The sequence below is a fragment of the Hamadaea sp. NPDC050747 genome (genome assembly GCF_040654195.1).
In the GTDB taxonomy this organism is placed as follows: Bacteria; Actinomycetota; Actinomycetes; order Mycobacteriales; family Micromonosporaceae; genus Hamadaea.
On sequence record NZ_JBFAHM010000005.1, the window covers coordinates 553,320 to 579,757 of the forward strand.

25 protein-coding genes are annotated in these 26,438 nt (G+C 70.1%); 15 read left to right on the forward strand and 10 right to left on the reverse strand.

Going from position 1 to position 26,438, the window contains the following annotated elements; all coding sequences use genetic code 11:
* Positions 1-9: 9 nt before the first annotated feature.
* Positions 10-4,173 carry a S8 family serine peptidase gene (locus tag AB0H43_RS14770; protein ID WP_359999845.1) on the forward strand — a complete coding sequence of 1,388 codons (4,164 nt, stop codon included), beginning with the start codon at positions 10-12 and terminating at the stop codon, positions 4,171-4,173.
* 94 nt (positions 4,174-4,267) lie between these two features.
* Here the strand turns inward: AB0H43_RS14770 and AB0H43_RS14775 are convergent, their stop codons facing one another.
* From AB0H43_RS14775 to AB0H43_RS14785, 3 genes are all read right to left on the reverse strand, one after another.
* A complete protein-coding gene (locus tag AB0H43_RS14775; RefSeq protein WP_359999846.1) occupies positions 4,268-6,013 on the reverse strand; it encodes an ABC transporter ATP-binding protein in 1,746 nt (581 codons plus the stop codon).
* Between the two features lie 67 nt (positions 6,014-6,080).
* Positions 6,081-7,433: a serine/threonine-protein kinase gene (locus tag AB0H43_RS14780; RefSeq protein WP_359999847.1), complete on the reverse strand. Its 1,353-nt coding sequence runs from the start codon at positions 7,431-7,433 to the stop codon at positions 6,081-6,083.
* A gap of 46 nt (positions 7,434-7,479) precedes the next feature.
* Complete coding sequence (locus tag AB0H43_RS14785; RefSeq protein WP_359999848.1) at positions 7,480-8,343, reverse strand: winged helix-turn-helix transcriptional regulator; 864 nt, start codon at positions 8,341-8,343, stop codon at positions 7,480-7,482.
* Positions 8,344-8,825: 482 nt separating this feature from the next.
* Here AB0H43_RS14785 and AB0H43_RS14790 point away from each other — a divergent pair, with 482 nt between their 5' ends.
* From AB0H43_RS14790 to AB0H43_RS14815, 6 genes are all read left to right on the forward strand, one after another.
* Positions 8,826-9,755 carry an ABC transporter permease gene (locus tag AB0H43_RS14790; RefSeq protein ID WP_359999849.1) on the forward strand — a complete coding sequence of 310 codons (930 nt, stop codon included), beginning with the start codon at positions 8,826-8,828 and terminating at the stop codon, positions 9,753-9,755.
* A 39-nt stretch (positions 9,756-9,794) separates the two neighbouring features.
* Positions 9,795-11,525, forward strand: a complete 1,731-nt coding sequence (locus tag AB0H43_RS14795; RefSeq protein ID WP_359999850.1) for an ABC transporter substrate-binding protein — start codon at positions 9,795-9,797, stop codon at positions 11,523-11,525.
* Positions 11,526-11,617: 92 nt separating this feature from the next.
* A complete protein-coding gene (locus AB0H43_RS14800) occupies positions 11,618-12,607 on the forward strand; it encodes an ABC transporter permease (RefSeq protein WP_359999851.1) in 990 nt (329 codons plus the stop codon).
* A 5-nt stretch (positions 12,608-12,612) separates the two neighbouring features.
* On the forward strand, positions 12,613-13,770 hold the full coding sequence (locus AB0H43_RS14805) for an ABC transporter ATP-binding protein (RefSeq protein WP_359999881.1): 1,158 nt from the start codon (positions 12,613-12,615) through the stop codon (positions 13,768-13,770).
* Positions 13,771-13,780: 10 nt separating this feature from the next.
* Positions 13,781-14,848: a dipeptide ABC transporter ATP-binding protein gene (locus AB0H43_RS14810; RefSeq protein ID WP_359999852.1), complete on the forward strand. Its 1,068-nt coding sequence runs from the start codon at positions 13,781-13,783 to the stop codon at positions 14,846-14,848.
* Between the two features lie 100 nt (positions 14,849-14,948).
* Positions 14,949-15,320 (forward strand): hypothetical protein, encoded by a 372-nt coding sequence (locus AB0H43_RS14815; RefSeq protein WP_359999853.1) that lies wholly within the window; start codon positions 14,949-14,951, stop codon positions 15,318-15,320.
* Between the two features lie 98 nt (positions 15,321-15,418).
* On the opposite strand, the gene AB0H43_RS14820 is transcribed toward AB0H43_RS14815, so the two are convergent.
* Positions 15,419-15,697 (reverse strand): Rv0909 family putative TA system antitoxin, encoded by a 279-nt coding sequence (locus AB0H43_RS14820; protein WP_359999854.1) that lies wholly within the window; start codon positions 15,695-15,697, stop codon positions 15,419-15,421.
* Between the two features lie 201 nt (positions 15,698-15,898).
* Here AB0H43_RS14820 and AB0H43_RS14825 point away from each other — a divergent pair, with 201 nt between their 5' ends.
* A complete protein-coding gene (locus tag AB0H43_RS14825; RefSeq protein ID WP_359999855.1) occupies positions 15,899-16,687 on the forward strand; it encodes a hypothetical protein in 789 nt (262 codons plus the stop codon).
* On the opposite strand, the gene AB0H43_RS14830 is transcribed toward AB0H43_RS14825, so the two are convergent.
* Entirely contained in the window at positions 16,684-17,373 is a 690-nt protein-coding gene (locus tag AB0H43_RS14830; protein ID WP_359999856.1) for a UdgX family uracil-DNA binding protein, read from the reverse strand. The two genes, AB0H43_RS14825 and AB0H43_RS14830, sit on opposite strands and share 4 nt — an antisense overlap.
* Positions 17,374-17,390: 17 nt before the next feature.
* On the opposite strand from AB0H43_RS14830, the gene AB0H43_RS14835 reads away from it, so the two are divergent.
* The 3 genes from AB0H43_RS14835 (at position 17,391) to AB0H43_RS14845 (ending at position 18,648) form a co-directional block, all read left to right on the forward strand.
* Positions 17,391-17,939 (forward strand): EF-hand domain-containing protein, encoded by a 549-nt coding sequence (locus AB0H43_RS14835; RefSeq protein WP_359999857.1) that lies wholly within the window; start codon positions 17,391-17,393, stop codon positions 17,937-17,939.
* A 40-nt stretch (positions 17,940-17,979) separates the two neighbouring features.
* On the forward strand, positions 17,980-18,219 hold the full coding sequence (locus AB0H43_RS14840; RefSeq protein WP_359999858.1) for a DUF6343 family protein: 240 nt from the start codon (positions 17,980-17,982) through the stop codon (positions 18,217-18,219).
* Between the two features lie 135 nt (positions 18,220-18,354).
* The gene (locus AB0H43_RS14845; protein ID WP_359999882.1) at positions 18,355-18,648 is read left to right on the forward strand and encodes a DUF4193 domain-containing protein; all 294 of its coding nucleotides are present in this window, start codon (positions 18,355-18,357) and stop codon (positions 18,646-18,648) included.
* 62 nt (positions 18,649-18,710) lie between these two features.
* Here AB0H43_RS14845 and AB0H43_RS14850 read toward each other — a convergent pair whose 3' ends face one another.
* The 3 genes from AB0H43_RS14850 to AB0H43_RS14860 are packed head-to-tail and all read right to left on the reverse strand — an operon-like array spanning position 18,711 to position 20,612.
* Positions 18,711-19,718 (reverse strand): zinc-binding alcohol dehydrogenase family protein, encoded by a 1,008-nt coding sequence (locus AB0H43_RS14850; RefSeq protein ID WP_359999859.1) that lies wholly within the window; start codon positions 19,716-19,718, stop codon positions 18,711-18,713.
* A 16-nt stretch (positions 19,719-19,734) separates the two neighbouring features.
* Positions 19,735-20,085 (reverse strand): DUF2203 domain-containing protein, encoded by a 351-nt coding sequence (locus AB0H43_RS14855; RefSeq protein WP_359999860.1) that lies wholly within the window; start codon positions 20,083-20,085, stop codon positions 19,735-19,737.
* A gap of 14 nt (positions 20,086-20,099) precedes the next feature.
* Positions 20,100-20,612, reverse strand: a complete 513-nt coding sequence (locus tag AB0H43_RS14860; protein WP_359999861.1) for a 2'-5' RNA ligase family protein — start codon at positions 20,610-20,612, stop codon at positions 20,100-20,102.
* Positions 20,613-20,733: 121 nt separating this feature from the next.
* Here AB0H43_RS14860 and AB0H43_RS14865 point away from each other — a divergent pair, with 121 nt between their 5' ends.
* From AB0H43_RS14865 to AB0H43_RS14875, 3 genes are all read left to right on the forward strand, one after another.
* A complete protein-coding gene (locus tag AB0H43_RS14865) occupies positions 20,734-21,492 on the forward strand; it encodes a hypothetical protein (RefSeq protein WP_359999862.1) in 759 nt (252 codons plus the stop codon).
* Between the two features lie 49 nt (positions 21,493-21,541).
* Positions 21,542-22,243 carry a class F sortase gene (locus tag AB0H43_RS14870; RefSeq protein WP_359999863.1) on the forward strand — a complete coding sequence of 234 codons (702 nt, stop codon included), beginning with the start codon at positions 21,542-21,544 and terminating at the stop codon, positions 22,241-22,243.
* A gap of 96 nt (positions 22,244-22,339) precedes the next feature.
* Positions 22,340-23,500: an ABC transporter substrate-binding protein gene (locus tag AB0H43_RS14875; protein ID WP_359999864.1), complete on the forward strand. Its 1,161-nt coding sequence runs from the start codon at positions 22,340-22,342 to the stop codon at positions 23,498-23,500.
* Between the two features lie 102 nt (positions 23,501-23,602).
* On the opposite strand, the gene AB0H43_RS14880 is transcribed toward AB0H43_RS14875, so the two are convergent.
* Entirely contained in the window at positions 23,603-24,361 is a 759-nt protein-coding gene (locus AB0H43_RS14880; RefSeq protein WP_359999865.1) for a tryptophan 2,3-dioxygenase family protein, read from the reverse strand.
* A gap of 113 nt (positions 24,362-24,474) precedes the next feature.
* Here AB0H43_RS14880 and AB0H43_RS14885 point away from each other — a divergent pair, with 113 nt between their 5' ends.
* A complete protein-coding gene (locus AB0H43_RS14885) occupies positions 24,475-24,909 on the forward strand; it encodes an Lrp/AsnC family transcriptional regulator (RefSeq protein WP_359999866.1) in 435 nt (144 codons plus the stop codon).
* Positions 24,910-25,036: 127 nt separating this feature from the next.
* On the opposite strand, the gene kynU is transcribed toward AB0H43_RS14885, so the two are convergent.
* Positions 25,037-26,308 carry a kynureninase gene (gene kynU, locus AB0H43_RS14890; protein WP_359999867.1) on the reverse strand — a complete coding sequence of 424 codons (1,272 nt, stop codon included), beginning with the start codon at positions 26,306-26,308 and terminating at the stop codon, positions 25,037-25,039.
* Positions 26,309-26,438 lie beyond the last annotated feature (130 nt).

A 26,438-nucleotide genomic window follows, 5' to 3' on the forward strand; every position in this document is an offset into this window, starting at 1 on the left:
ACAACACCCATGAGGTCCACCCCACCCCGATCCCTCGCCGTCGCCGTGAGCGCGGTCCTGGCGTTCGGCGGGCTGTCGGCGTACGCGCCGGCGGGTTCCGCCGCCGCGCCCGACCCGCTGCGACGCGTCATCGTCACGCTGGACGGAGCGGCCGCCGCGACCGCGGCCCCGGCCGGCTCGCTCCGCAACGCCCGTGGCGCCGGTGCCGACCAGGTCGGCCAGGCTCGCCGGGCACTGTCCGACCGGCAGCACGCCTTCCTCGCCACAGCTCGCGGCAAGGGCGTGCATCCCAAGGCGGAACACCAGTTCACGCTCCTCGTCAACGCGGTCGCGATGACCGTGCCCGCGTCCGAGGTGGCCACGCTCGCCAAGGTCCCCGGCGTCACCGGCGTCTACGACAACCTGCGTGTACGCGCGTACACCGACGTGAGCGTGCCGCTCATCGGCGCCACCGACGTGTGGCAGGAGCAGGACCCGAGCGGTACGCCGGCCACCGGCACCGGAGTGACCGTCGCCGTCATCGACAGCGGCGTGGACTACTCGCATCCGGACCTCGGCGGCGGCTTCGGCCCCGGGCACAAGGTCGTCGGCGGCTACGACTACGTGAACGACGACGCCGATCCCATGGACGACAACGGCCACGGCACGCACGTCGCGGGCATCATCGCGGGCAAGGCCGCGCAGCCCGGTGGGATCACGGGTGTCGCACCCGGTGCTCGGCTCTTGGCGTACAAGGTGATGAACGACCAGGGCTTCGGCGAGACCGAGGACATCGTCGCGGCGATCGAGGCCGCGAGCGATCCCGCGAACCCGAACCGCGCGGACGTGATCAACATGAGCCTGGGCGGGTACGCGGACGGCTTGGACCCGCTGGGCCTGGCGGCCTCGGCCGCGAGCGCGGCCGGGATCGTCGTGGTGGCCGCGGCCGGCAACGACGGACCGGGCGCGATGTCGGTCGGCAGCCCCGCCGCGGCGGACGGTGTGATCGCGGTCGGCGCGTCGGTGAGCAATCTGCGCCAGCCGGTGGTCTACCGCGACGGCGCGAAGGTGCAGACCTACCGCGGGCAGATCTCGGCGAACCCGGCCACGAGCCCGGTGACCGCGCCGGTCGTCAGCATCGGTTACGGAACGCCGGAGGAGATCGACGCGGCCGGTGACTTGCACGGCAAGATCGCCCTGCTCAACGGCTATGTCGCGCATACCTTCTACGACCTGTGGCAGGAGCAGATCGACCTCGCCAAGGACCTGGAGAAGCGCGGCGCCTTGGCGCTGCTCGGTGGTCAGGACGCGACTGGGGGACCGGTGCTCGCCGCCGCCTCCGGGGTACCCGCGACCGCCTCGACGGGGAAGATCACCGCGCGGCCCGGCGTGACCGAGTCCGGTGATCTCTACCGGATGGATTCGCTGGTCGTGCTGGGCATGGACGAGACGCAGTATCCCGAGCTGGCAGCGTTGCTGGCCCAGGGACCGCTGACGTTGCAGATCCGAAGCGAGGACGCGACCGACCAGATCGCGTCGTTCTCCTCGCGCGGCCCGTCGCTGCGATGGGGGCTGAAGCCGGACATCGTCGCGCCCGGCTATGAGATCCGCTCGACCGTCCCGACCAGCCTGTTCGGGCCGGGCCAGTACCGCCTGTCCGGCACCTCGATGGCCGCGCCGCACGTGGCGGGCGCGGCGGCGCTGCTGCGTCAGCTGCACCCGGACGAGTCCGCGTCGCAGATCTCGGCCTCGCTGATCGGATCGGCGAAGCCGTTGTCGACCGGACCCACCACGTCGGGCGCGGGCCGGTTGGACGTCGCGGCGGCGGCTCGGACCGTGCTGTCGGCAACCCCGTCGACCATCTCGTACGGGCTGGCGGACCTGTCGTCCGGCACCGTCGGTGGAACCCGCACTGTGACTGTCCGCAACGAATCCCCGAAGCCGGTGGCCATGCGGCTCGCCGCGAGCAGCCGCGACGTCTCCGTCAAGCCGGACCGGGTCACCGTTCCGGCGAACGGCACCGCCACCGTGACCGTGACGCTGAAGGCCAAGCGCCCGACGGCCGACACGGAGATCGCCGGGTACGTCACGGCTACCTCGTCGGCAGGCCAAGTCACCATTCCGTACCTACTGGTGGTGCACCCGCTCGTCGTGCAGGCGTCACCGGACCCCAGCGACGGGCACTCGACGGTGTGGGTGCAGTCCTGGACCGGGCTGACCGCCCCGCCGGTGATCACGGTGGACCGTCCGCGCGGCCGGTCGTACACCGTGACCACCCAGCCGAACGCGTCCGGTGGCTACGTCGCCACCCTCGACGAGTCGGCGGACGGGGCGTACGCCGTGACGGCGCAAGCCACGGCGGTCTCCGGTCAGCGCCTGATCGGCTGGGGCGGGTTCGAGGTGACGCCGGAGTCCACGCGGGGATCGGCGTGGCAGCCGATCGGCCCCAACAGCGGCGGCGGCTTCCTCGCCACCGGCCCGTCCGGCACCGGCATCCTCGCGACGGAGGACACGGCGTCCCCATGGGTCACCGGGGACCAGGGCGCCACCTGGAAGCAGTCCGCGCGGCTGCCCATCAGCGGCGCGGCCGGCTTGCTCGAACCCGTCGCCGACGCGGCCAACCCCGACCGGATGTGGTACCCCGTCAACGATCCCATGACGGGCGGGCGGATTCTGCGTACGGACGATCGTGGGAAGACCTGGGAGACGCTGCCGCTGCCCGCCAACGGCTGGATCGGACAGCTGGTCTCGGACACGCAGACCAAGGTGCTGGTCGCCCTCGTCGGGGACAGCCGGCTCCAGGTCAGCTGGAACGGCGGCGACAGCTGGACGGCGTACGACACCGGGGTGGCCGAGCCGGTCACGAAGATCGGTCTGGGCAACGGAGACCTCTACCTCGGCACCGCGAGCGGTGTGTGGAAACGGCCGGGCATCGTCGACGCCGCGGTCAACGTCTACTCGAACACCCGGTACGTCTCGCAATTGGTCGCCGACGACGGCGTGGTGGCGGTCCTGGTCGGGCAGACCGGCGTGGTGGGCTCGCACGACGGCGGCCAGACCTGGAACACCTTGTACGCCAAGTCGTTCGGCCCGTACGAGCTGCGCCAGTCCGGCGGCGACCTCTACGTCATCACGTACATCGGGGACGGCCTGATCGGGCACGACCACGGGCGTACCTGGGAGAGGATCGAACCGCCCTCGGGCGCGGACATCGATCGGGACTTCGACCACTGGGGACAGTCGACCGTCGTCACCAACACCTCCGGGGTGTACTCCCTCCTTCCCGACGGATACCGGCGGCTGGGCGTCCAGTCGGCCAGCGTCACCAGCCTCACCGTGGCTGGGGCGGAGCTGATCGCCGGGACCGGCAACGGGATCTACCGGACGAGCACGTCTTCGACCACGCCCGAGTGGGGTGCGGCCGACGGCGAGGGATACGTCGGGGCGGAAGTCCCGTTGGTGGCGGTCTCGCCGCAGAACCCGACGGTCGTGTGGAAGGTCCGGACCAACGCCTTCGGCGGCTTCGACGTGGATCGCAGCGGCGACAGCGGGGTCACCTGGGAGACCAAGGCCCACCAGAACGGCATCCCGCTCGCGCTGCTCGTGCACCCGGCCGACCCGGACCGCGTCTCGGTCAGCTGGGGCCGCATCGACGCGGTCGCCACGTTGAGCACCGCCGACGGGGGCCAGACCTGGAAGAACCTCTACCAGGACCGGTACGCCACGGCGCTCGCCGGTGACCCGGCCAAACCGAACCGCATGTGGTACGGCACGCCGGAAGGGCTCTACCGGTCCGACGACGGGGGTGTGACCTCGACGAAGGTCCTCGACGGACAGGTCAACGCGATCTCGTTCGACGGTCGCCGGATGGTCGTCGGCGGTTCGCAGCTGTGGTCGAGCACCGATGGCGGAGCCACTTTCCGTGCCGGCGACGCCGGGCCGCTCGATTTGTGGGTCTCCGACATCGTCCAGGTCAACGGCGTGTATTACGCGGCGACGACCAGCTACTCGGCGTACGGGGTGCTCAAGGGCGGGCGTGGCGTGCTGCGCAGCACCGACGGTGGGCGTACGTGGCACAACGTGTCGAACGCGCTCCAGAACCTCGACGTGCTGTCGCTGGCGGTCAGCGGCGACGGGAAGTGGTTGTTCGCCGGTACGCGAAACGGCGGTGTCCACCGGCTCGCTCTGAGCTGAGTTCCCCCGGCGGGCGCTGGATCAGGGTTCTAGGTCGAATCTTGGCGCAAGATTCGACCGGGAACCCTGATCCAGCGCCCACATGGGCAGCCGGTCAGAGGAGTGAGGCGTATGCCCCGGCGGAAGCGACGAGGGAGTCGTGCGTACCGGTCTCGACGATCCGGCCGTCGCGCATGACGACGATGCGGTCGGCGGTGCGGATCGTCGACAGCCGGTGTGCGACGACGAATACCGTACGCCCGTGGACCAGCCGTTCCAGGGCCTGCTGGATGAGGCGTTCGGAGTGGGTGTCCAGAGCCGAGGTCGCCTCGTCGAGCACCAGGATGCGGGGGTCGCGGATCAGTGCCCGGGCGATGGCCAGCCGCTGCCGCTGGCCGCCGGACAGCCGCGCCCCGCGTTCGCCCACGACGGTGTCGACCCCGTCGGGCAGGGCGTCGATGAAGTCGAGCGCGTTGGCGTCGGCCAGCGCTTCGCGTACGCGCTCCAGCGAGACGTCGGGCAGCCCGTAGGCGACGTTGTCGCGGATCGTGCCCTCGAACAGGATGGGCTCCTGGGGCACCACCGAGACGAAGGTCCGGTAAGACCGGAGGTCCAACTCCTGCATGTCCCGGCCGTCCAGCAGGATCCGGCCGGACGTCGGCCGCAGGAATCCGATGACCAGGTTGAGCACGGTCGACTTCCCCGCGCCGGACGCCCCGACGAAGGCGATCCGTTCCCCGGCCGCCACCGTCAGGTTGAAGTCCTCGACGGCCGCGCCTGATCCGCCCGCGTACGCGTACCCGACGGAATCGAAGGCGACCTCGCCCCGCACCTCGGTGACCTTCGCCTTGGCCTCGTTGGTCTCCAGGTCGGGTTCCTGGAGGACCTCGCCGACGGAGCGGACCGATTCGAGGCCGCGCACGAAGATCGGGCCGAGGCTCATGAGCCCGGTGGTGGCGGAGGTGAGCGTGCCGAAGAACGCGCTGAGCATCACGACGTCGCCGGGGGTGATCCAGCCCGAGTACGCCGCGAGCGCCGCGCTGGTGAGGCAGCCCGCGCCGAGCACGTTGAGCGTCGTCCAGGCGAGCGCGCCGAAGCGGCCGTTGAGCACGTCGACCCGTAGGCCGGCTTCGAAGACCCGCCACAGCGTGCCGTCGACCCGGCGGAGGGCGGTCCGTTCGAGGCCGTGCGCGCGGGTGATCGGGATGAGGGTCGTCATCTCGGAGACGCGGGTCGACAACTGCTCGACCTCGCGGCGGAACCGTTCGTTGTCGGTACGCATCCGCCCGCGCAGCTTCATGGCCAGGACCGCGGCGCACGGGACGATGACCACGAAGACGGGCAGGAACGCGGGCGCCCGGAAGGCGATCACGATCAGCCCGCCGAGCAGCATCATCACCGCGCTCAGCCCGATGTCGCCGGTCTGCTGCACCATCTGCTCGACGTTCTCGACGTCGCGGATCACCTTGTTCTGCAACGCCCCGGCGCTCATCCGGGAGTAGTAGCCGATGGACAGCTGCTGCATGCGGTGGCACAACCCGGAGCGCAACCGGGTGCCCATGCGGCGTACCGTCCCCGCCCAGCAGCGGACGTAGAGGACGTGGAACGGGTAGTTCAGGCTCAATGACGCGATGAGCAGACCGGCCGACAGCCACAGCTCGGCGACCGGCCGGTGCTGGACGACGACGTCGATGAGGTTGGCGGTGACCAGCGGCAACAGCCAGGTGGGGCTGTGTTTGAGGGCGAAGGCGAGGATGCCGAGCGCCAGTCGGCGGCGGTCCTGTCTCAGCAGGTACGCGACGGTGCGTACGGGGTGTTCGCCGGAGTAACGATGATCGAGGGGGTCGGCGTGTGCGGACACGACCTTGATCTTCACCCGGAGGCGGTGGTCGGGGGCAAGAGGCGCCGGGTGTTTCCGGACACACGGACTACAGGGCGTTCTCCAGCTGGTCGATGAGAGCGGTGAGCCGTTCGGCCGTGGCCGCGTCGAGCTGACCGTCCTCGGCGAAGTCGGTGACCTTCTTCCGGAGGTCGCCGACCTTGTCCGCCGCCTCGTCCGGATCGTCGTCCAGCTTCTTGCGGATGTCGTCGATGCGGCGGCTCAGATCCCGCGCCCGGCTGTTCGGCAGTCCGGCGGAGTCCACCACGGCGGCGATCTCGTCGAGGATGTCCTCGGGCGACCTGGCCTCGGCGCTGGACGGCGACGGGCTCGGCTCGTCCGACGGCGTGGACGCCGGGGCCGCCGACGTGGCGGTGCCCTGCGGCGGAAGCGTCGCAGACCGGTCGGAGAGGCTGTAGATCAGCATGATCACCAACAGCACCGCCAGCGCGCCGCCGGTGAGGAGGAACGCCGGGAGCAGCCGCGAGCGCCGCTGGGGCGGCTTCGACGGCAGCGCGGCCACCATGGTCGGCGGGGGCGCTGCGGTGGGCCGGGCGACCCCAGCGGCGTACGCCGTCGGCGCGGGACCGCTGCCGAGCGCGGTGGGCAGCGCGGCAGCCAGCGCGGACGCGGTCGGCCGCCGGTTCGGGTCGGCGGACAGGCAAGCCGTCGTGAGCGCGGCCAGCCGAGGGGGCACCCGGTCGATCGGCGGGATCTCCGCCGGAGCCGCCGCGAACGTCTCCTGCCAGTCGGCGTACGCCCGCGGCGGCCGGCCGGTCAGCATCTCGTAGAGCACGACACCGAGCGAGTAGACGTCGGCGGCCGGCGTCGCGGCGCCTGGTCGCAGTCGTTCCGGCGCGGTGTAGGTGGGCGTGCCGATGAGTCGTCCGCCGTCGGAGTCCCGGCCGTTGGCCAACGTGGCGATCCCGAAGTCGAGGATCTTCACCCCGGCCGCCGTCAGCATGATGTTGCCCGGCTTGACGTCGCGGTGCACCACGCCGAGCCGGTGCGCCTCGGCCAGCCCCGACGCGACCTGGGCGGCGATCGCCGCGGCCTCCGGCGGCGGCAGCGGCCCCGACCGCAGCCGGTCGGCCAGTGTCACGCCCTCGACGAACTCCATGACCAGGTAGGGGACGTGCCCGGTGGACGTGGGCACCTCGCCGTAGTCGTGCACCTGGGCGACGTTCGGGTGGGCGATCCGGGCGATCGCGCGGGCCTCCCGCAGCGTCGCCTGCCATAACGTCGGATCGGCGGCCAGCGACGAGTCGAGCGCCTTGACCGCGACCGGGCGGCCGAGCACGCCGTCGGTCGCCCGCCACACCTCCGACATGCCGCCCCGGCCGATCAGCTCCCGCAGGGTGAACCGGTCGTGAATCCGTTGGCCTGGGCTGAACGCGGACATGCCGGACAGTCTGCCCGGCCCGCCGACGTCCGCGCCACTCGGCCGGTCACAACGTAAGCGCGGTCTCCACCGCCCAGTCGACCGCCGCGGCGATATCGACCACGGGGTAGCGGACCGCCCGGATCGTCCGGTCCTCGTCGATCACCAGGATCAGCCGCTTCAGCCGGTGCCGCTCGCCCGCGCGGAACACGGGCAGGCGCAAGGCCGCGGCCAGCCCGAGATCCACGTCGCTCAGCAGGCTGAAGGGGATGCCCTCGGCCGTGGCGAAGGCCTGCTGCTCGTCCGGCCGCTGCGTGCTCACCCCCCGCACCGCGATCCCCGCTGTCGCCAAGCGGGGATACGCCTTGAGGAACAGCCGGTTCTCGAGAGTGCAGCCCACCGCACCGGGTATCGCGGACCATCCGGACGGCAGGGGAGTGGGGGCGCCCGTCGCCGGATAGGTGAACAGCACGGCCGGTCCGGCCAGGGCGTCGACCGTGCCGCCGTCGGCGCTCGGCAGCTGGACCACCGGCGTCGTCTGCCCGGTCAGCTCGCGTACGCGGTGAGCGGTGGCGGACTCGTCGGAGTCGACGGCGGTCAGCGAGCCGTCGCCGAGCAGCCAGCGGTCGCCCCAGTCCTGCAGCGCGACGACCACCCCGATCAGCTCACGACCCGCCTCGGTCAGCTCGTACGCGTACCGCACGGGCCCGGTCTGGTAGGGCTCCCGCCGCAGGACCCCGTCGGCGATGAGCCCGGTGAGGCGTTCGGTGAGGACCTTCCGGGAGATGCCGAGTTCGGCGACGAGGTCGTCGAACCGCTGGTGGCCGCGCGCGATGTCCCGCAGGATGAGCACACTCCACCCATCGCCGAGGACATTGACCGTTTGGGCGACCCCGCATGACGGATCGGGCGACCAAGTGTTGCGCGGCATGTCACCTCCGGGCGCGATGAGTGGGTTCCTGCGGGGAACCTACCGCACCCGGCGGAGGTGGCGACAGTGGGCGGCCGGTCTGACGCCCGCTGACCGGGGAGGACGGCATGTGTAACGGTCTTGTGACGATGTCCCGGGGGTGACAACTGACCCGGGATTCAGCCACTTTCCACTGTAGGCATCCATCTGTCCTGCGCAGACGGTGCGTGAACCTAGTCATCGATCAGTCGCGCCCGCTGAACGTTCAGTGATGATCACGAGATCATTCTTCGGCTGATTCGTGATTGTTCCGTTACTCAAAACTCCGAAGCTGAGCGTTAGCTTTGCGCAAGAACGCGGGGGGCGCGGCTGTCAACGGGATATTCCGTGGTCGCTGGCTGCACATCGGCTGGAGGTACTCCGTGGAACCAGTGATCACTGGGACCGAAACGCTCGTCGAGCCCGCGACCGGGGACACGTCCCCGGTGAAGTCGGGTTCGGGTGTGAGCAGGTCGCCCACCCGGATCGCGCTGGAGCGGCTGCGCCGGGACAAGGTCGCCATGACCTGCTTCGGCATCTTCGTGTTCTTCGTGCTGCTGGCCATCTTCGCGCCGCTGCTGGCGAAGCTGGAGGGCCAGGACCCGACCACGTACCACTTCGACCTGATCGACAAGCGCACGACGTTCCCGTACTCGGGCGCCAGCAGTGACCACTGGTTCGGCGTCGAGCCGCGGATCGGCCGCGACCTGTTCGCGCGCTGGGTCTACGGCGCCCGCCCGTCGCTGCTGGTAGCCGGGCTGGTCACCGTCGTCACCACCGTCGTCGGCGTCGTGATCGGCCTGCTCTCGGGCTTCTTCGGCGGCTGGGTCGACCGGGTGTTCTCGTGGATCATCGACTTCATCCTCAGCCTGCCCTACCTGATCTTCGCGATCGCGTTCCCGGCCGTCATCATCTCGGTCGTCTACGGCGGCTCCGAGGGCACCACTCCCGAACAGGTCGCCCGCGTCAGATTCATCTCGCTCATCGTGGTGCTGTCGTTCTTCGGCTGGGCGGGCCTGGCCCGGCTCATCCGGGGCCAGGTCCTGTCGCTGCGCGAGCGCGAGTTCATCGCCGCCGCCCGCGTACTGGGCATCCCCACCCGCCGGGTGCTGTTCCGGGAGCTACTGCCGAACCTGATCGCGCCGATCGTCGTCTCCGCGTCGCTCGCGCTGCCCGGTTACATCGTGGCCGAAGCGGGTCTCACCTTCCTCGGCGTCGGGTTGATGGACCCCACGCCGTCCTGGGGCGTGACCATCGCCTCCGCGCAGAACTACTACGACACGTACCCGCTCTACCTGTGGGTGCCCGTGCTCGGCATCACGATTCTGGTCCTCGCGCTGAGCCTGCTCGGCGACGCCGTCCGTGATGCGTTCGACCCCAAGACCCGCCGCTAGTCCGGGTCTGGCCAACAAGAAGATAAGAGGTGACAACTCGTGAGGCGACTGAGAACAACCGTCGTCGTCGGCGCGGTCATCGCGCTCGCCGCGGTGGGATGTAGCCCGTCGAAGAGCGGGCCGGGCGGCACCAACCCGACGAGCGGTATCGGCCAGGCGCAGACCGCGGTCGACCCGGACGCCAAGGGCCCGGCGCCCGAGGTCTCGGGCGCGAAGAAGGGTGGGACCATCACGGTCTACTCCCAGTCGACGCCGAACACGTTCGACCCGACCGACGTGTACTACGTCGACGCGAACGAGATCGGCAAGCTCATGTGGCGTACGCCGACCCAGATCGCGCTGCGCAACGGCAAGGCGGTCCTCGTTCCGGACCTGACCGACCTGGGTACGCCGTCGGCCGACGGCCTGACCTGGACCTTCAAGATGAAGGGCTCGTTCAAGTACGAGGACGGCAGCGAGGTCAAGGTCGAGGACCTGGCGTACTCGATCAAGCGGTCCTTCGCGCACGACCTGTTCGCCAACGGCCCGACGTACCAGCTGACCTACTTCAAGGACGGCGACAAGTACAAGGGCCCCTGGGCCAGCGGCGACACCTACGCCGGCGTGGAGACCCAGGGCACCGACACCCTGATCATCCACCTGGCCAAGCCGTTCGCGGACCTCGCCTGGTACATGACCTTCCCGATGTTCACCCCCATCCCGAAGGCCAAGGACACCAAGGACAACTACAAGAACAAGTGGATCTCGACCGGCCCGTACATGCTCGACGCGTACACGCCGGGGACGCAGCTGAAGCTGAAGAAGAACCCCAACTGGGACGCGAACAGCGACGCCGTGCGTCACCAGTACGTCGACAGCTGGGACTTCAAGTGGGGCGCTGAGGACGTCGCGAACCAGAAGCAGATTCTGGCGAGCGCCGGTGCCGACGCGACCGCGCTGAACTACTCCAACATCGACGCCTCGCTGATCCCCGACATCGAGGGCGGCAAGAAGAGCCAGCTCGTCCAGGGCGACAGCCCCTGCACCATCGTGCTGCAGCTCGACACCCGCAAGATCCCGCTCGAGGTCCGCAAGGCGATCGCCAAGGCGTACCCGTCGGACCAGATCTGGCAGGCCGCCGGCCTCAACGACTACGTGGCCGAGCCGGCGACGACGATCATGCCTCCGTCGGTGGCCGGGTACAAGAAGTACCCGCCGGTCGCCGACCTGACCGGTGAGGGCAAGGGCGACCCCGAGGGCGCGAAGAAGCTCCTGGAGGCCGCGGGCAAGGTCGGCTTCGAGCTGAGCTGGTACTACGACAACACCAAGCCGATCTCGCAGCAGACCACCGCCATCCGCAAGGAGGCGCTGGAGAAGGCCGGCTTCACCGTCAAGCCGATCGGTGTCACCACCGCCGAGCTGCGCAGCAAGACGTCGGACTACGACGCTCCGGTCAACATGGGTCAGTCGCCCGCCGGCTGGTGCTCGGACTGGCCGACCGGTTCCAGCTGGTTCCCGGTGCTGTTCCAGACGCACAGCATCGCCGACGGCTCGAGCTGGGGCATGCTGCAGGACCCGGCGCTGGACGCGGAGATCGACGCCGTCGCGAAGCTGCCGGCCGCCGAGGCGACCGCCAAGTGGGCCGACCTGGACCAGAAGATCATGGGCCAGTACATCGCGATCCCGCGGTACTACGACAAGCTCGCCTTCGTCATGGGCACCGGCATCGGCGGCGCTGAGGGCGACGGCACCATGGGCATGCCGTTCTTCCTGAACATGTACGTCAAGTAAGTGCTCCATCCACCCGGCCGGTGTCGTGAGGCGCCGGCCGGGTGGCCCGAAACTCTGCTCAATCGCCAACTCAACGGCACATGGAGGCTCCGGTGCTCCTCTACATCCTGCGGCGGCTCGCCAGCGCGATCTCGGTCATCATCGTGACCCTGGTGGCGAGCTTCGGGCTGTTCTATCTGGCGCCCACCGATCCCGCCGGCGTCATCTGCGGCACGCGCTGCACACCCGCCCGCTACGAGGAGATCTACAAGAGCCTCCACCTGGACCAGCCGGTCTGGCAGCAGATGCTGGACTACTTCCAAGGGCTCGTGGTCGGCCGGACGTACACGTCGGGCGGGATCACCATCAACTGCTCGGCGCCCTGCCTGGGGTATTCGTACGGGCAAGGCCAGCCGGTGACGACGCTGCTCGCCAACGCCCTGCCGGTCACCATCTCGATCGTCTTCGGCTCCGCCATCGCGTACCTGCTGATCGGGGTGGCCGCGGGCACGTTCGCGGCCCGCCGTCGCGGCACCGCGCTCGACCGCGTCATGGTCGGCGGCACGCTGACGATCGGCTCCATCCCCTACTTCGTCGTGGCTCTCGTCGCGTCCCTCTACATCCCGCTGTACCTGGGCTTCATCCCGGACACCGGCTGGACGCCGCTGACCGACAACCCGTTGAAGTGGTTCAGCGGGCTGCTGCTGCCCTGGATCATCCTCGGCATCGTGAACTCCGCCTCGTACACCCGATATTCGCGTGCCTCGATGATCGAGTCGTTGAGCGAGGACTATGTGCGTACCGCGCGGTCCAAGGGGATCAGCGAACGACGGGTGATCTACCGGCACGGTCTGCGGGCGGCGATGACGCCGATCGCCACGATCTTCGGGCTCGATGTCGCCTTCGCGCTGACCGGCGCGCTGTTCACCGAGAGCATCTTCGGCCTGCCCGGCCTCGGCCTGGTGACACTGCGCGCCTTCCAGAAGTACGACCTGCCCGTGCTCATGGGCGGCGTACTCGTCGGCGTGGTGGTGCTGGTCGTGATGAACTTGCTGGTCGACCTTCTTTACACGGTCCTCGATCCCCGGGTGAGGCTCGCATGAGCGAAATGTGGGGCGACGCGGTCGACGCGTCCGCAATCTCGGCCGGCTCCGACGCCGGCCCCGCCATCACGCCGCAGCCGCGTGGCCCGCAGACGGTCGTCCGCGGTCCGCGGGCCCAGCGCACGCCCGGCCCCGGTGAGAACGAGCCCTATCTGGAGATCCGCGACCTCACCGTCGCGTTCCCCACGGCCGACGGCGTCGTCCGGGCGGTCCAAGGCCTGACCTACTCGCTGGAACTGGGCAAGACGCTGGCCGTCGTGGGCGAATCCGGGTCGGGCAAGAGCGTGTCGAGCATGGCGATCATGGGCCTGCACGACCCGAAGAGCACCCGGATGACCGGCTCGATCCGGCTCGGTGGCCGGGAGATCGTCGGCCTGCCGCCGGAGGAACTCAAGCACGTCCGGGGCAAGGCGTCCGCGATGATCTTCCAGGATCCGCAGTCGTCGCTGCACCCGTTCTTCAAGATCGGCGATCAGATCGTCGAGGCGTACCAGGCGCACAACAACGTCTCCAAGCGCGTCGCCCGGAAGCGGGCCGCGGACATGCTGGGCCGGGTGGGCATCCCCAACCCGGCGCGGCGGCTGGACGACTACCCGCACCAGTTCTCCGGTGGCATGCGCCAGCGCGTGATGATCGCGATGGCCCTGGTCAACGACCCCAAGCTGCTGATCGCGGACGAGCCGACGACGGCCCTGGACGTGACGGTGCAGGCGCAGATCCTGGACCTGATCGCCGACCTGCAGCAGGACTTCGGCTCGGCGGTCCTGTTCATCACGCACGACCTGGGCGTGGTCGCCGAGATCGCCGACGACGTGCTGGTCATGTACGGCGGCCGAGCGGTGGAGCACGGCACGGTCAAGGACATCCTCGGCTCGCCGCTGCACCCCTACACCTGGGGCCTGTTGGAGAGCATTCCGGCGGTGTCGGGCGAGTCGTCGCGGCTGCACCCCATCCCGGGTTCGCCGCCCAGCCTGCTGAACCTGCCGACCGGCTGCTCGTTCCACCCCCGGTGCGAGTTCCGCGAGCGGGTGCCCGACGACCTGTGCGCGAAGGAACTGCCCGAGCTGGTGGCCCGGACGGATCAGGCGGGCCGGGCGTCGCGCTGTCACCTGGCCCACCCGGATCTGATCTTCGCCGACGAGATCCTGCCCCGGCTGCCGTGAAGGGAACCCGATGACCACGACTGTCGAACCCCAGACGGAGCCGGCCGCGGTCGCCCCGGTCAAGGGCGCGCCGCTGCTGGAGCTGAAGGACGTCGTCATGCACTTCGACGTGCGCGGCGACGGCCTGCTCGGGGCGAAGGAGAAGGTACGCGCCGTCGACGGCGTGTCGCTGACCCTGCACGAGGGCGAGACGCTGGGCCTGGTCGGTGAATCCGGCTGTGGCAAGTCCACGACCGGCCGGCTCATCACGCGACTGCTGACGCCGACCGCGGGCCAGATCCTCTACAAGGGACACGACATCGCCCGGCTCAAGGAGAAGGAGCTGCGTCCGTACCGCCGGGAGCTGCAGCTCATCTTCCAGGACCCGTACTCGTCGCTGAACCCGCGGCACACGGTCGGCGCGATCGTCGGTGCGCCGTTGCGCGTCCACAACATCGTGCCCAAGGGCAAGGAACTGAGCCGGGTCCAGGAGTTGCTGGAGGTTGTCGGCCTCAACCCGGAGCACTACAACCGGTATCCGCACGAGTTCTCCGGCGGTCAGCGCCAGCGCATCGGCATCGCCCGGGCCCTGGCGATGCAGCCGAAGGTCATCGTGGCCGACGAGCCGGTGTCGGCGCTCGACGTGTCGATCCAGGCGCAGGTGATGAACCTGCTCGAGGATCTGCGCAAGGAGTTCGGCATCGCGTTCGTCTTCATCGCGCACGACCTCGGCGTGGTACGCCACTTCTGCGACCGGGTCGCGGTGATGTACCTGGGCCGCATCGCGGAGCAGGGCGGGCGCGACGAGGTCTACGGCACGCCGCACCACCCGTACACGCAGGCGCTGCTGTCCGCCGTGCCGGACCTCGGCGTCGTACGCGGCACGCCGCCGAAGGCGCGCATCCGGCTCACCGGCGACGTGCCGAGCCCGGTCAACCCGCCGTCGGGCTGCCGGTTCCGGACGAGGTGCTGGAAGGCCGAGGAGGTCTGCGCGACCGTCGAGCCGCCGCTGGAGGAGAAGTCGTCTGGTCTGGCCGCGGCCTGCCATTTCGCCGCGCCGCCGGAGCGGTCGATCGTCGCCGAGATTCCGCAGGACTGAATCCCGCGACGCACCCGTCCCTTTTGCCGCTGATCCAGCCATTTTGCGGGATAAACGCCCGTCAGATTGGTTCAATGGGGCTGAGGGAAGGGAGCGGGGGATGTCCCACGAAGTCACGATCGGCGACCTGCGGGCCAGCCGCTGGAACGTACCCGATTTCGAGACGGTCTGGCGCGGACTCGATCCCGCCCAGGTCGGCCGGTTCATCCGCGAGATTCATGCCGACGTGGCCCAGGCTATCTCCGGATACGAGACGGCGCTGGCGGTCTCGGAGGAGGAACGACTACGGCTGGAGGCCGAGGTGCTCCGGCTCCGCGGCCCGGTGGTCGCGGCTGAGCCGGCCGGGCCTGGGCAATCGGCTGAGGTGACCGCCGATCCGGTGGTCGAGACGGAACCGGATGCACCGGACGCCGAGCCGGCCGCGTCGCCCGTACGCGGTCGCCGGGCGAAGGCCACGGTCGCGACGGCCTGAACCCGGGTCGGGAACGGAACAACGCAGCTGCGCCGGATCTCACTGTCGAGATCCGGCGCAGGTCGTTGTCCGGGTCGTCCGGGCGAAGCGCCGACGGACTACGCGGCGCCGCCCATCTTGTCGATGCCGGACTTCACCGCGTCCGAGCCGCCGTCGATCTTGTCGGAGAACTTGCCGCCGGTGGCGCTGTCGGCCGCGTCCGCCGCCTTGTCGACTCCCGCCTTGGCCTTGTCGGCCATGCCGCCGGCGGCGTCCTTCGCCTTGTCCGTCAGGCTGTTGCCGGCGTCGCTCGCCTTGTCCTTGGCGCCGTCGGCCGCGTTCTGCGCGTCGTCGCCGTCCATGCCGAGCATTTCCTTGGCCTTGTCGAGAATGCCCATCGTGCCTGCCTCCTCCAATGGCGTCGCCGCTCACTCGGCGCTCGCTAATGGTGACAGTACGTGATTGCGAATCGTTCTCATGTCGCGTCACGGGAAAATCGGGCGGGACGCTCATCCACCTGGGCCGGTGAAGCTGACCTTCGGCATCGGTCTCCGTCAAAACCGCAGTTCAGCGGCGGTGCGTCTGGCTACGCTCCAAACATGACGCGGCAGACCGAACCCGGCGACGGGTACGAGGACGACGGACTGTTCCGGACGGTGATGTTCGGCTACGACCGCGCCCAAGTGGACGATTACGTGAACGCCATCTGCGACGAGCTCCACGTGCTGTCGATCGCGGTGAAACGGCTCTCGCCGGTGGAGGAGGAGCTGGCCGCGGCGCATACCGAGATCCGGCGGCTCCAGGGCCAGGTCTCGGCGGCCACGCCCAGCGCGGCGGCCAGCGCCCGGATCACCCACATGCTGCGGATCGCGGAGGAAGAGGCGGCCGCTGTGCGGCGCGAGGCCGACGAGCTCCTGGCCCAGGCGCGCCAGGACGCCGACGTGATCCGGCGCGAGGCCGAAGTGGACAGCGAGCACGTGGCGGCGGCCCGCCGGCGGGAGAACCAGCGCGCCCGCGAGGACATCATCGCCGGCGCACGGGCCGAGGCGGCCCGGATCCTGTCCGACGCCAACGTCCGCGGCGGCAATCTCGCCGTCAGCGCGATCGTCACCACCAACGGGCACAACGGCGCGGCGAAGGGCTCGCTCAACGGGGGCGCCAAGACCGGCGGCTCGCCCAAGACCGGTTCGCCCAACGCCGGGCCGGTCAGCCCGGGACCGGTCAGCTCTGGGCCGGTCAGCTCTGGGCCGGTCAGCTCTGGGCCGGTCAGTCCGGGGCCGGTCGGCTCAGGGCCGGTCAACGGGGCCACCGTGGACGGACCCGTGACGGGCGTCGCCAAGGTGCCGGCCAAGAAGAACGCCGCGAAGAAGCGTACGCAGTCGCCTTAGCGAGCTTCGGCGGCGACGCGCAGGTCTTCGACGAAGCCGCGGAACATCGCCTCGCGATCGTCGGACCGCAGGACGGCGGACGGATGGATCGTGGCGACCAGGCGCGCGGGCTCGGCCGGGAAGTCCTCCGGCCGGTCCGCCGCGTCCGGCCAGGGCAGCAGCTGACCTCGCGACTCGGTCACCTTGAACTTCGCGCCCAGCAACGCCTTGGCCGCCGACGCGCCGAGCACGACCAGGACGCTCGGCCGCAGCAGGGCCAGTTCCTGGACCAGCCACGGCCGGCAGGCGACGATCTCGCCCCGGTTGGGCGTCTTGTGGATACGCCGCTTGCCTCGTTCCGGCGGCGTGAACTTGAAGTGCTTGACCGCGTTCGTCACGTAGATCTCGTCCCGCCGCAGCCCTGCCTCGGTGATGGCCCGGTCGAGCAACCGCCCCGCCGGGCCGACGAACGGCTCGCCGGCGCGGTCTTCCACGTCGCCCGGCTGCTCGCCGATCATCACCACACGGGCGTCCGGCGGCCCATCGCCGAAGACCGTCTGAGTGGCGGCCCGATAGAGGTCGCAGCCCTGGCAGCCGTCGGCCGCCGCCCGGAGGGCGCTCAGCGATCCGGTGTCGTCGGGCAGGAACTCCGCCGCGCTGTGGTCCAGCCGCACGAGATGCGCGTTCCCGCCCCGGTACGCCGCCAAACACGTACATTCGCAGCATGACCACGACGCTGCTGGATCTCAAGCTCGACCGCGCGTTCGGGCATCTGGACGTCAACGCCAACGGCCACATCGAGCACGATGACGTCGTGGCGCTCGTGGCCCGGCTCGTGGCCGGATTCCGGGAGACGCCGGCGAGCCCGAAGGCGAAGGCGCTGGCCGACGGCTTCGAGGAGTTCTGGCAGTCGCTACTCGTCGCGGTGGACGCCGACGGCGACCGGCGGCTGACGCCAGAGGAGTGGAACGTCGGGATGGTCCGGGCCTTCGTCGACGCCGACAGCGGGTTCGACCGCCGGTTCCGGCCCGCCGTCGAGGCCGTGCTGCGGCTGGCCGACGCGGACGACGACGGCCGTCTCGGCTTTGACGAATTTCAGACAATGCAGAAGGCGTTCGGCACTCGACCGGCGGATGCGCGGGAGGCCTTCGACCACCTCGACGCCGACGGCGACGGCGTCCTCACGGTCGAGGAATTGATTACCGCCGCCCGTCGTTACTACACCGGTCAGGGCGGGGCCGCCGGCGACTGGCTCTTCGGAAAGATCGGCTGACCTCGTTTCCGGCAACGACGCCGGGGGTACGGGGCCGCGCATGTCCGAGCCGCGCGACGCGAGAAGCGCGTTGAACCTGCGGCTGGTGCTGGCCAGTTTCGGACTGATCTTCACGCTGCCGCTGGCGGTGTGGACGGCGGTGGCGGGATACCCAGTACCGGCTATCCTGCTAGGCGCGCTGGCGCTCGTCGCCTTCGTCGACCTGATAGTGATCCAGGCACGTCGGCGTCGTCGGCATCGCGAGGAGCCGCCCGGTACGCAGCACTCGCTGTTCGAATAGCGGGGTGCGGCGTGGCGCGACGGGGATCACAGAAAACCGAGCACGCGTACGCCAAGATCGGGGAACATACCCGTCGGCGACTTTGTTCGTTAAGCCACCCAGACCATGTGGGGAGGAGGACAAGCAATGGCCACCATGACTGACTACGACGCCCCGCGGCGTCCCCTCGGCGACCTCGAGGAGGACAGCCTGGAGGAGCTCAAGTCGCGTCGCACGTCGGCCCAGTCGCCGTCCGTGGATGTCGACGAGACCGAGGCGGCGGAGGGCTTCGAGCTTCCGGGGGCAGACCTCTCGGACGAGGAGCTGACCGTCACGGTCGTCCCGATGCGGGCCGACGAGTTCCGCTGCTCGCGGTGCTTCCTGGTGCACCACCGCAGCCAGCTCGCCAAGCAGAAGGGCGACGACCTCATCTGCTCCGAGTGCGCCTGATCACGCAGGCGTGACGGCCCCCGGCCGATGACGACCGAGCGGCGCGATCGGGGCGGTGACGATCAGGCGTGCAGGACCGCGACACCGTCGACGCGGTCCTCGGCCAGATCCGTCAGCGCCCGATCCGCTTGGCTCAACGCGTACCCGATGGTGTGCACGCGGAGCCGGTGCCGCGCCGCGAGGGAGAGGAACTCGCGGCCGTCGTCGCGGGTGTTCGCCGTGACGCTGCGTAGCGTGCGCTCGTAGAAGAGGTGCTGCTCGTAGCGCAACGGCGGGATGTCGGACAGATGGATGCCGGCGACGGCTAGCGTGCCGCCGCGATCGAGTGCCGCCAGGGCGACGGGGACCAGATCCCCGACCGGGGCGAAGAGGATCGCGGAGTCCAGCCGTTCCGGCGGCCGCTCGCCCGCGCCCGTCGCGGACGCCGCGCCGAGCGAGAGCGCGAGTTCTTGCGCGGCCTTCGACCGGGTCATGACGTGTACGCGTGCACCCAGCGCGATGGCGAGCTGAGCGGTGAGGTGGGCCGACCCGCCGAACCCGTACACCCCCAGTACGCCGCCCGGCGGCACCTCGCTCAATCGCAGCGCCCGGTAGCCGATGATCCCGGCGCACAACAACGGCGCGACCTCCTCGTCCGGGTAATTCTCCGGCAGGTGGTACGCGTAGTCGGCGGGGACGACGGCGTACTGCGCGTAACCACCGTCGGCGTCCCAGCCGGTGTAGCGGGAGTCGGGGCACAGGTTCTCCGCGCCCCGCTTGCAGTACGCGCATTCGCCACAGGTATGCCGCAGCCAGGCGACCCCGGCCCGATCCCCGAGTGCGAACCCCTGGGCGTCGGGTCCCAGGCCGACGACCTGGCCGACGATCTCGTGCCCCGGGACCACCGGCGACCGGTGTGGCGGCAGATCCCCCTCGGCGACGTGCAGATCGGTACGGCACACCGCGCAGACGCTGACCCGCAGGAGCAGCTCACCGGGGCCGGGTTCGGGAACGGGCCGCTCGGTCAGCCGCACCGGCCCGGTACGCATCGGCCCCGGCCGGGTCACCTCCCAGGCGGTCATCGTCTCCATGACCTCATCCTGGCCCTCAGACGGGACGTCTGCCCGGGAATCCGCACTCCACCCGGTGATACCACTCGATGTCGTCGTCGCCTTCGAGCCAGCACCACAGAACTTCGCGGCCGTCGCGTACGCCGGGGAAGTCCAGGAGGACCGGGGCGTAGCCCTTGACCTGGATGTCCTGCTCGGCGATCTCCTCCAGCAGGGCGTGCAGCCGCGCTTCCAGCGCCTTCGCCTCCGGCAGCCCGCCGAGCGGGCTCGCACCCTCGGTGGCGAGGTCGGCCGTCAGCTCGGCCAGATCCGCTCGGGCCGCGATCAACTCGTCGATGCGCGGCCGCACCTCGGCGTACCGGCGACGGGCCTCCTCCAGCGTGAACACGCCTTCATTATGGGTCACAACGGGGTGTAGAGGCCTCGCGCGTGGTCGGCGACGGCCGCCCCGGTGACGGTCGCCTCGATCGGCAGCACGTCCAGGCACAACCGCAGCGCCTCGGTCAGCTTCACCAGCGGCACCCGCATGGACAGTGTGCAGTGTGGAACCCAGCGCCCCGGCCGGTACAGCTCGGACGTCTCGATCCCGGCCGCCGCCAGCCGGTCGTGCACCGCGGCGTGATGCCCCAGCAGCTCCGGGGTGGGCACCGGGCCGAGCCACAGCACCCGGCCCAGAAACTGTCCGATGTAGTCCAGGCTCACCCGTAGCGGCGGCGCGGCGTCCAGCCCGCTCAGCGCGGCCACGACGGCGTCCGCGTCCAGCCGCTCCGCGCCGGTCAGCGAGATGTGCGGGCGATGCTTGCGGTGGGTCAGGTCCCGCAGGGTGGGGACGCCGGCGGTTTCCAGGGCATCCCACACATTTCGTACGCGTTGCGTCGCGACCGGGTCCAGGTACAGCTCCAACGCGGCGACCACGGCACGGACAGTACTCCTCCGTTCGAGTGACGACGGCGTGGCGTGCGGCAGTTACACGAAACCACCGTATACGGACCTTAACCTCCAAAGCTTAGAAGCCATATCAATCAGGGTGGTAAGTGTGCGTATTTCATGGATGGGTCGCGGTGCGGCGACCCTGGCGGCGGGCCTCATATTCCTCCTGGGCAGCGCCCAGGCGGCGTCGGCGGCCGCGACGATCGAGATCAACCCGGGCAACGTCCCCACGACCGCCACGGGCTTCGGCACCCATCAGTGCGGCGACTTCGGCGGCGGTCCGCTGCCGGGCCAGGACATCTGGGTCTTCGTCCTGCCCGAGCCCAACATCCAGGGCGAGTTCACCTCCGTGACGCTGACCTTCACGGACGCCGCCAACGTGCAGCACACGCTGACGATCCCGGACGACGGCGGGGCGATCGTCGACGACAACGGCACGAGCAAGGCCTGGATCGCCACGCCGGCCGGGTGGACGCTCGTCAACGGCAGCGCCGACATCACCGGGACCGACCCGAATAACGCGCACTTCAACCTGACCCACACCTGCCCCGCGAGCGTCGGGTCGAGCCCGAGCCCGAGTCCGACCAGCGCCAGCCCGAGCCCGTCGGTCAGCATCTCGCCCATCGGCGGCAGCATGTCGGCGACGCCTTCGGAGTCGACTCCGCCGACCGGGAGCGAGTCGCCGACGCCCGGTCAGTCCACGTCGTCCGGCGGCACGCCGGTGCCGAGCGGCTCGGTCAACACCGGCGGCGGTGGCAGCGCGGTCAGCATGAGCAGCGTCTTCCTCGGCGGGGGTGCGCTGCTCGGCGCGGTCGCCGGCATCGGGTTCCTCCTGCTGGCCCGCCAGCGCCGTGATCTGGCCTAGCGGTTCTCGTGATCGGGGGACCGGGCCTCGGCCCGGCCCCCGACCCGCCGTGCCGCCGACGCGTACGCGTCATCGAGCCGACCGCCGCGGCACGATGTTCCGAGTCGGCTGGTGGCTGGCCTGCCTGGCGCTGATGGCGGCCGGCGGCTGGGGGATCGGCCAGCTCGCCACCGCCGCCCACAAGCCGGGTACGCCCCCGCCGCTGCCCGCTCAGGTCCTCGCACTCCCGTCCGGTGGGCTGGCCCAGCCGCCGACCGGGCCGGGCGCGCTGACGCGGTCCGTTCCCCGGAAGATCATCATTCCGAAGATCGGGCTGCGAGCCTGGATCGAGCAGATCGGACTCCGTCCGGACGGGGCCATCGCCACCCCGTCCTACGAGCGGGCCAACCACGCCTCCTGGTACAAGCTCGGTCCGACGCCGGGCGAGGCCGGCGCGGCGGTGATCATCGGCCACGTGGACACCAAGAAGAGCGTCGGCGTCTTCTACTACCTGACCCGCCTGCGTCCGGGCGACGAGGTCGAAGTCGAACGCGAGGACCGGACGACCGCCGTGTTCACCATCGAGATGATGGAGTCCTTCCCGAAGGCGGCCTTCCCCGCCGACCGCGTGTACGCCGGTGGCTCGACGCCCGAACTCCGGCTGATCACCTGCGGCGGACGCTACAACGCGAAGACCCACTCGTACTCCGACAACATCGTCGTCTTCGCCCGGTTGACCGGCGTACGCCCACCGCCGCCGCCGCAAGTCTGATCACCGGCGGGTGATGTGGGGTTGACCTGGAGTGGGCCGATCACCAACCATCGGCACAACGGATCAATCCGGACAATTCATTCGAGGTGATCGGGCATGACGAAGGTGTCCCGGCGAGCCGCTCTCGGGGGTGGGCTCGCGCTCGTGGCCGCGCCGTTCCTGTGGGCCGGGCATCCGGCCGCGGCCGCCCGTCCGCGTACGGAGTCGGGCATGCAGGGACCGGTGCGGCTGGGCGTCCTCACGCATCAGACCGGGCCGCTGGCCGCGTACGCCCAACGGCAGCTGCTCGGCGTGCGTACGCGGGCCGACCAGGTCAACGCCGCCGGCGGGCACGGTTCGGCCCCCGAGATCGAACTTCTCGTCCGCGAGGCGGGCGCGGACGAGAAGTCGGCCGCCACGGCGGCTTCAGCGTTGCTGGACGAAGGGGTGCACGCCGTCATCGCCGCGACCGCGCCTTGGCTGACCGAGGCCGCCGCCGGGCAGTGCACGCTCGGCTGCGTACCGGTGATCGCCCCGGTGACGGGCATTGTCCCGACCGGCCCGTACGCCTTCCAGTCCGCACCGTCCGCGGCGCAGGTTCTGCGTACGGCGTTGGGGGCGGCGAAGAAGGCCGGGGCGAGCAAGCTCGGGCACCTCGCCACGGACAAGCTCGCGTCCCCGCCGATCGTCGACCTCGTCCAGACCGAGGCGGCCAACCAGGGCCTGAGCATCGCCGGATTCGAGCCCGTCCCCGTCGACGCGACGGACCTGAAGGACGCCGTCGGCAAGCTCGTCGCGGCCAAGCCGGACGTGCTGGTGATCAGCGCACTGCCGCCCCAGAGCGGGGCGGCCGTCCGGGACGCGCGCGCCGGCGGCTGGACCGGCCCGATCGTGCTCACACCGGAAGGCGTGCACCCCTCGTTCCACTCGACGGCGGGGGACGCTGCTGACGGCGTACAAGCGGTGAGTCCATGGCTGCCGGTCGCGGACTCGGCACCGGACAGCGTGCCGAACCTGGCCACGGTCCGGCGGTTCGCCGAGGCGTTCGCGCCGAACGGGCCCGCGAACCCGGCGGCCGGATTCGGCGCGGACGCCGTGGCGCTGACGCACCAGGCGTTCCTCGGGCATCGCGACCGCAAGATGGCCCGCGAGCAGCTGGAGAACGCTTGCTGCGTAGGGGTTTGCGGGGTCTACAACCTGACCGCCGCCGATCACGGCGGGCTGGCCGACGACGCCCTCACCGTGCTCACCTCGAAGTCGGGGAAGTGGAGCGTCTGAAACAGGGTCTGGCGCCGCTGCAACAAACGCGTTAAAGTCTCCGACAACGCTCGTCCGGACGGTTTCCCCCGTGATCGCCCGGACGAGCGTTCCACGTCTGGGTCACAGCTCGTTGCGAACGGCCCAGAGCTCGGGAAACGGCCGGTCGTGGACGGTCTTGGCGAGCCAGCTCGCGCCGGCCGAGCCGCCGCTGCCGGGCTTGTCGCCCATGACGCGCCAGACCGCGGTGAGATGCAACTGCCGCCAGCGGATGAAGCGCTCGGCGATCTCCATCAGCACCTCGCCGAGCTCGTAGAGGTCCGGCTGTTCCGATCCACTGTAGACGTCCAGCCAGGTCGTGCCGCGCCGGGCGAGGACGGCCTTCGCGGCGTCGTCGAGGCTCGGCTCGGCCAGCTGCTTCTCCAGGTCGGCGACGACCGACGGCATCTCCGCGTGCGGGCAGATCATCCCGGGTCGCTTATTGCCCAGCAGGAACTCCAGGTGCCGGTAGCCGTAGGACTGGAAACCGGACGCCTCGCCGAACGCGTCCCGGAACGCCCCGAACTCGTTCGGCGTCAGCGTGGCGAGAAGCTGCCACGAGCTGACGAGCACGTCCTGCGCGCTGGTCGAGCGGCGCAACGTCCTGGTCGCCGCGCGGACGTCGTCGGCGTCGAGCTGCGTCCGCGCGGTCTCCCACTCGTGGCGGAGCAGCGTGAACAGCAGCTCCATCACCTGGGTGGCGACGATGAACGAGTACTCGGCGGGGCTCTGCGTCCGCGGGGTCTGCAGCGACAGCAGCGTCTCGATGTGGGTGTAGTCCGCGTAGGGGGTCGTCCCCTCGAACTGCACCTTCGGGCCGCTACCTCGTCTGCCGTAGACCATGACCCCATCAAACCGCTCCTCGGTGCGGTCTTTGAAGGGCCGTCGCCGCTCGTTACGGCCTTTTGATCTTGTTGTCGGCAGGGATTCGGCCGATGGCGGTTTACGATCGTTAAGTGGACCCGGTGGACTGGCATATTCTGGACGAACTGCAACGAGACGCCCGGCTCTCGTTCAACGAACTGTCCCGGCGCGTGAACCTCTCCGCGCCCGCCGTCGCCGAACGCGTACGCCGCCTGCAGGAGACCGGAGTGATCACCGGCTACCACGCGCACGTCGACCTCGCCAAGGCCGGAAGACAGGCCACCGCGCTCATCCGGATGCACTGCTACGGGCCGACCTGCCTGCTCCGGGAACCGGCCGTCGCCGACTGGCCCGAAGTCCTCCAAATGCACCGGGTCAGCGGCGACGCCTGCTGCGCGCTCAAGGTCTCCGTGGCGTCGATGGCTGACCTCGAACGCTTCATCGACCGGCTCGCCGGCTACGGGCGGCCCTCCACTGCGATGATCCTCTCCAGCCCGATCACGTGGCGTCCCGTCACGCCCCTCTAGCCCTCGGGGCGTGATCATTGCGCCAGCTCTCCCGCCGGGGCGTGATCATTGCGCCAGCCACGCTGCTTCGCCGGGCAATTCGCCCGTTTATTCAGCATGGCTGACGCGATGATCATGGAATGAGGCGTCAGGTGATGCGGGAGCGGGTGAGCGGGAAGGAGAGGTGGGCGGAGGCGGAGACGATCGTCCGCAGCCGGGCGAAGGCCTCGTGCACCTCGGCGAAGGTCGTGTAGAGCGGAGCGAAACCGATCCGGAGCCGGTCGGGCGTACGGAAGTCGGGGATGACGCCCGCGTCCTTCCAGGCCTGGCAGATCTGCCACGCCGCCTCGTGGTGCAGAGTGACGTGCGCCCCTCGCCGAGCCGGATCGCGGGGACTCGCCAACCGCAGGCCCAACGGCGCCAGCCAGGCGTCGAACAGCTCGATCGCGTACTGGCCGAGCTGGGCGCCCTTGGCCGCGATCCGGTCGACGCCCGCCTCGGCGGTGAGCTTCGCGCCTTCCCAGGCGGCGTACCCGCCCATCACCGGGGTGGAGCTGATCAGGAAACGCTCCACAGTGGGCACCGGATCGTAGTCGAAGCCCATGTCGAACTGGTTGGCCTGCCCGAACCAGCCCCAAATCGGCTGGCGCAGCGACTCCTGCAGGTCGCGCCGCACGTAGAGGAAGCCGGGCGCGCCCGGTCCGCCGTTCAGATGCTTGTAGGTGCAGCCGATCGCCAGGTCCGCGCCCGACTCGCGCAGCGGCGTCGGCACCGCGCCGGCCGCGTGGCACAGGTCCCAGAGCATGATCGCGCCCGCGTCGTGCGCGGCCCGTGTGATCGCCACCATGTCCGCGATCGCTCCCGAGCGGTACGCCACATGCTGCAGACTGATCACCGCGACGTCGTCGGCGGCGCAGGCGGCGATCGCCGCGCGTACCTGGTCGGCGGTGACGCCGAGGTCGAGATCGGTCTTGATGACCTCCAGCCGCATGCCGCGGGCCGCCGCCACGCCTTGCAGGACGTACTGGTCGGAGGGGAAGTTGTCGTCGTCGGTGATGATCACCGATCGGCCGGGCCGGGCGTCGCAGGCGGCGACGGCCAGCTTGTAGAGGTTGACGCTGGCCGTGTCGCACAGCAGCACCTCGCCCGGGTCCACCCCGAGTACGCCTGTCGCCAGCACGTCACCGGCGTCGCGGGCCAAGGTGATCCAGCGGTCCCAGCCACGGACCAGATCGGTGCCCCACTCCTCGTCGAGCAGCTTGCGCAGCCGCTCCCGGGTGGCCAGCGGCGGGCGGCCGAGGGAGTTGCCGTCGAGGTAGATCAGGTCGGGCTCGGCGTCGGGCAGGAAGAAGCGTCCGCGGTACTCGGCCAGCGGGTCGGCGGCGTCGAGGGCGCGGGCGCGGGTCAGGAGGTCGTCCACGCCGCCGACTCTAGCTTTTACCTGCGGATCAGGTTTGTGGGGGGGGGCGGGCGGGGGGCGGGCCGGCCCAAAAACAAAAGCAGCGCAGCGGGCGCGGCGGCGAGGCCGCGGGGGGGCGGGGGGGGCCGGC

Coding starts and splice junctions, on each gene's coding strand:
- AB0H43_RS14770 (WP_359999845.1), top strand. CDS start 10: ATGAGGTCCACCCCACCCCGATCCCTCGCCGTCGCCGTGAGCGCGGTC.
- AB0H43_RS14780 (WP_359999847.1), bottom strand. CDS start 7,433: ATGTCCGCGTTCAGCCCAGGCCAACGGATTCACGACCGGTTCACCCTG.
- AB0H43_RS14785 (WP_359999848.1), bottom strand. CDS start 8,343: ATGCCGCGCAACACTTGGTCGCCCGATCCGTCATGCGGGGTCGCCCAA.
- AB0H43_RS14805 (WP_359999881.1), top strand. CDS start 12,613: ATGTGGGGCGACGCGGTCGACGCGTCCGCAATCTCGGCCGGCTCCGAC.
- AB0H43_RS14810 (WP_359999852.1), top strand. CDS start 13,781: ATGACCACGACTGTCGAACCCCAGACGGAGCCGGCCGCGGTCGCCCCG.
- AB0H43_RS14815 (WP_359999853.1), top strand. CDS start 14,949: ATGTCCCACGAAGTCACGATCGGCGACCTGCGGGCCAGCCGCTGGAAC.
- AB0H43_RS14820 (WP_359999854.1), bottom strand. CDS start 15,697: ATGGGCATTCTCGACAAGGCCAAGGAAATGCTCGGCATGGACGGCGAC.
- AB0H43_RS14825 (WP_359999855.1), top strand. CDS start 15,899: ATGACGCGGCAGACCGAACCCGGCGACGGGTACGAGGACGACGGACTG.
- AB0H43_RS14835 (WP_359999857.1), top strand. CDS start 17,391: ATGACCACGACGCTGCTGGATCTCAAGCTCGACCGCGCGTTCGGGCAT.
- AB0H43_RS14840 (WP_359999858.1), top strand. CDS start 17,980: ATGTCCGAGCCGCGCGACGCGAGAAGCGCGTTGAACCTGCGGCTGGTG.
- AB0H43_RS14845 (WP_359999882.1), top strand. CDS start 18,355: ATGACTGACTACGACGCCCCGCGGCGTCCCCTCGGCGACCTCGAGGAG.
- AB0H43_RS14850 (WP_359999859.1), bottom strand. CDS start 19,718: ATGGAGACGATGACCGCCTGGGAGGTGACCCGGCCGGGGCCGATGCGT.
- AB0H43_RS14875 (WP_359999864.1), top strand. CDS start 22,340: ATGACGAAGGTGTCCCGGCGAGCCGCTCTCGGGGGTGGGCTCGCGCTC.
- AB0H43_RS14880 (WP_359999865.1), bottom strand. CDS start 24,361: ATGGTCTACGGCAGACGAGGTAGCGGCCCGAAGGTGCAGTTCGAGGGG.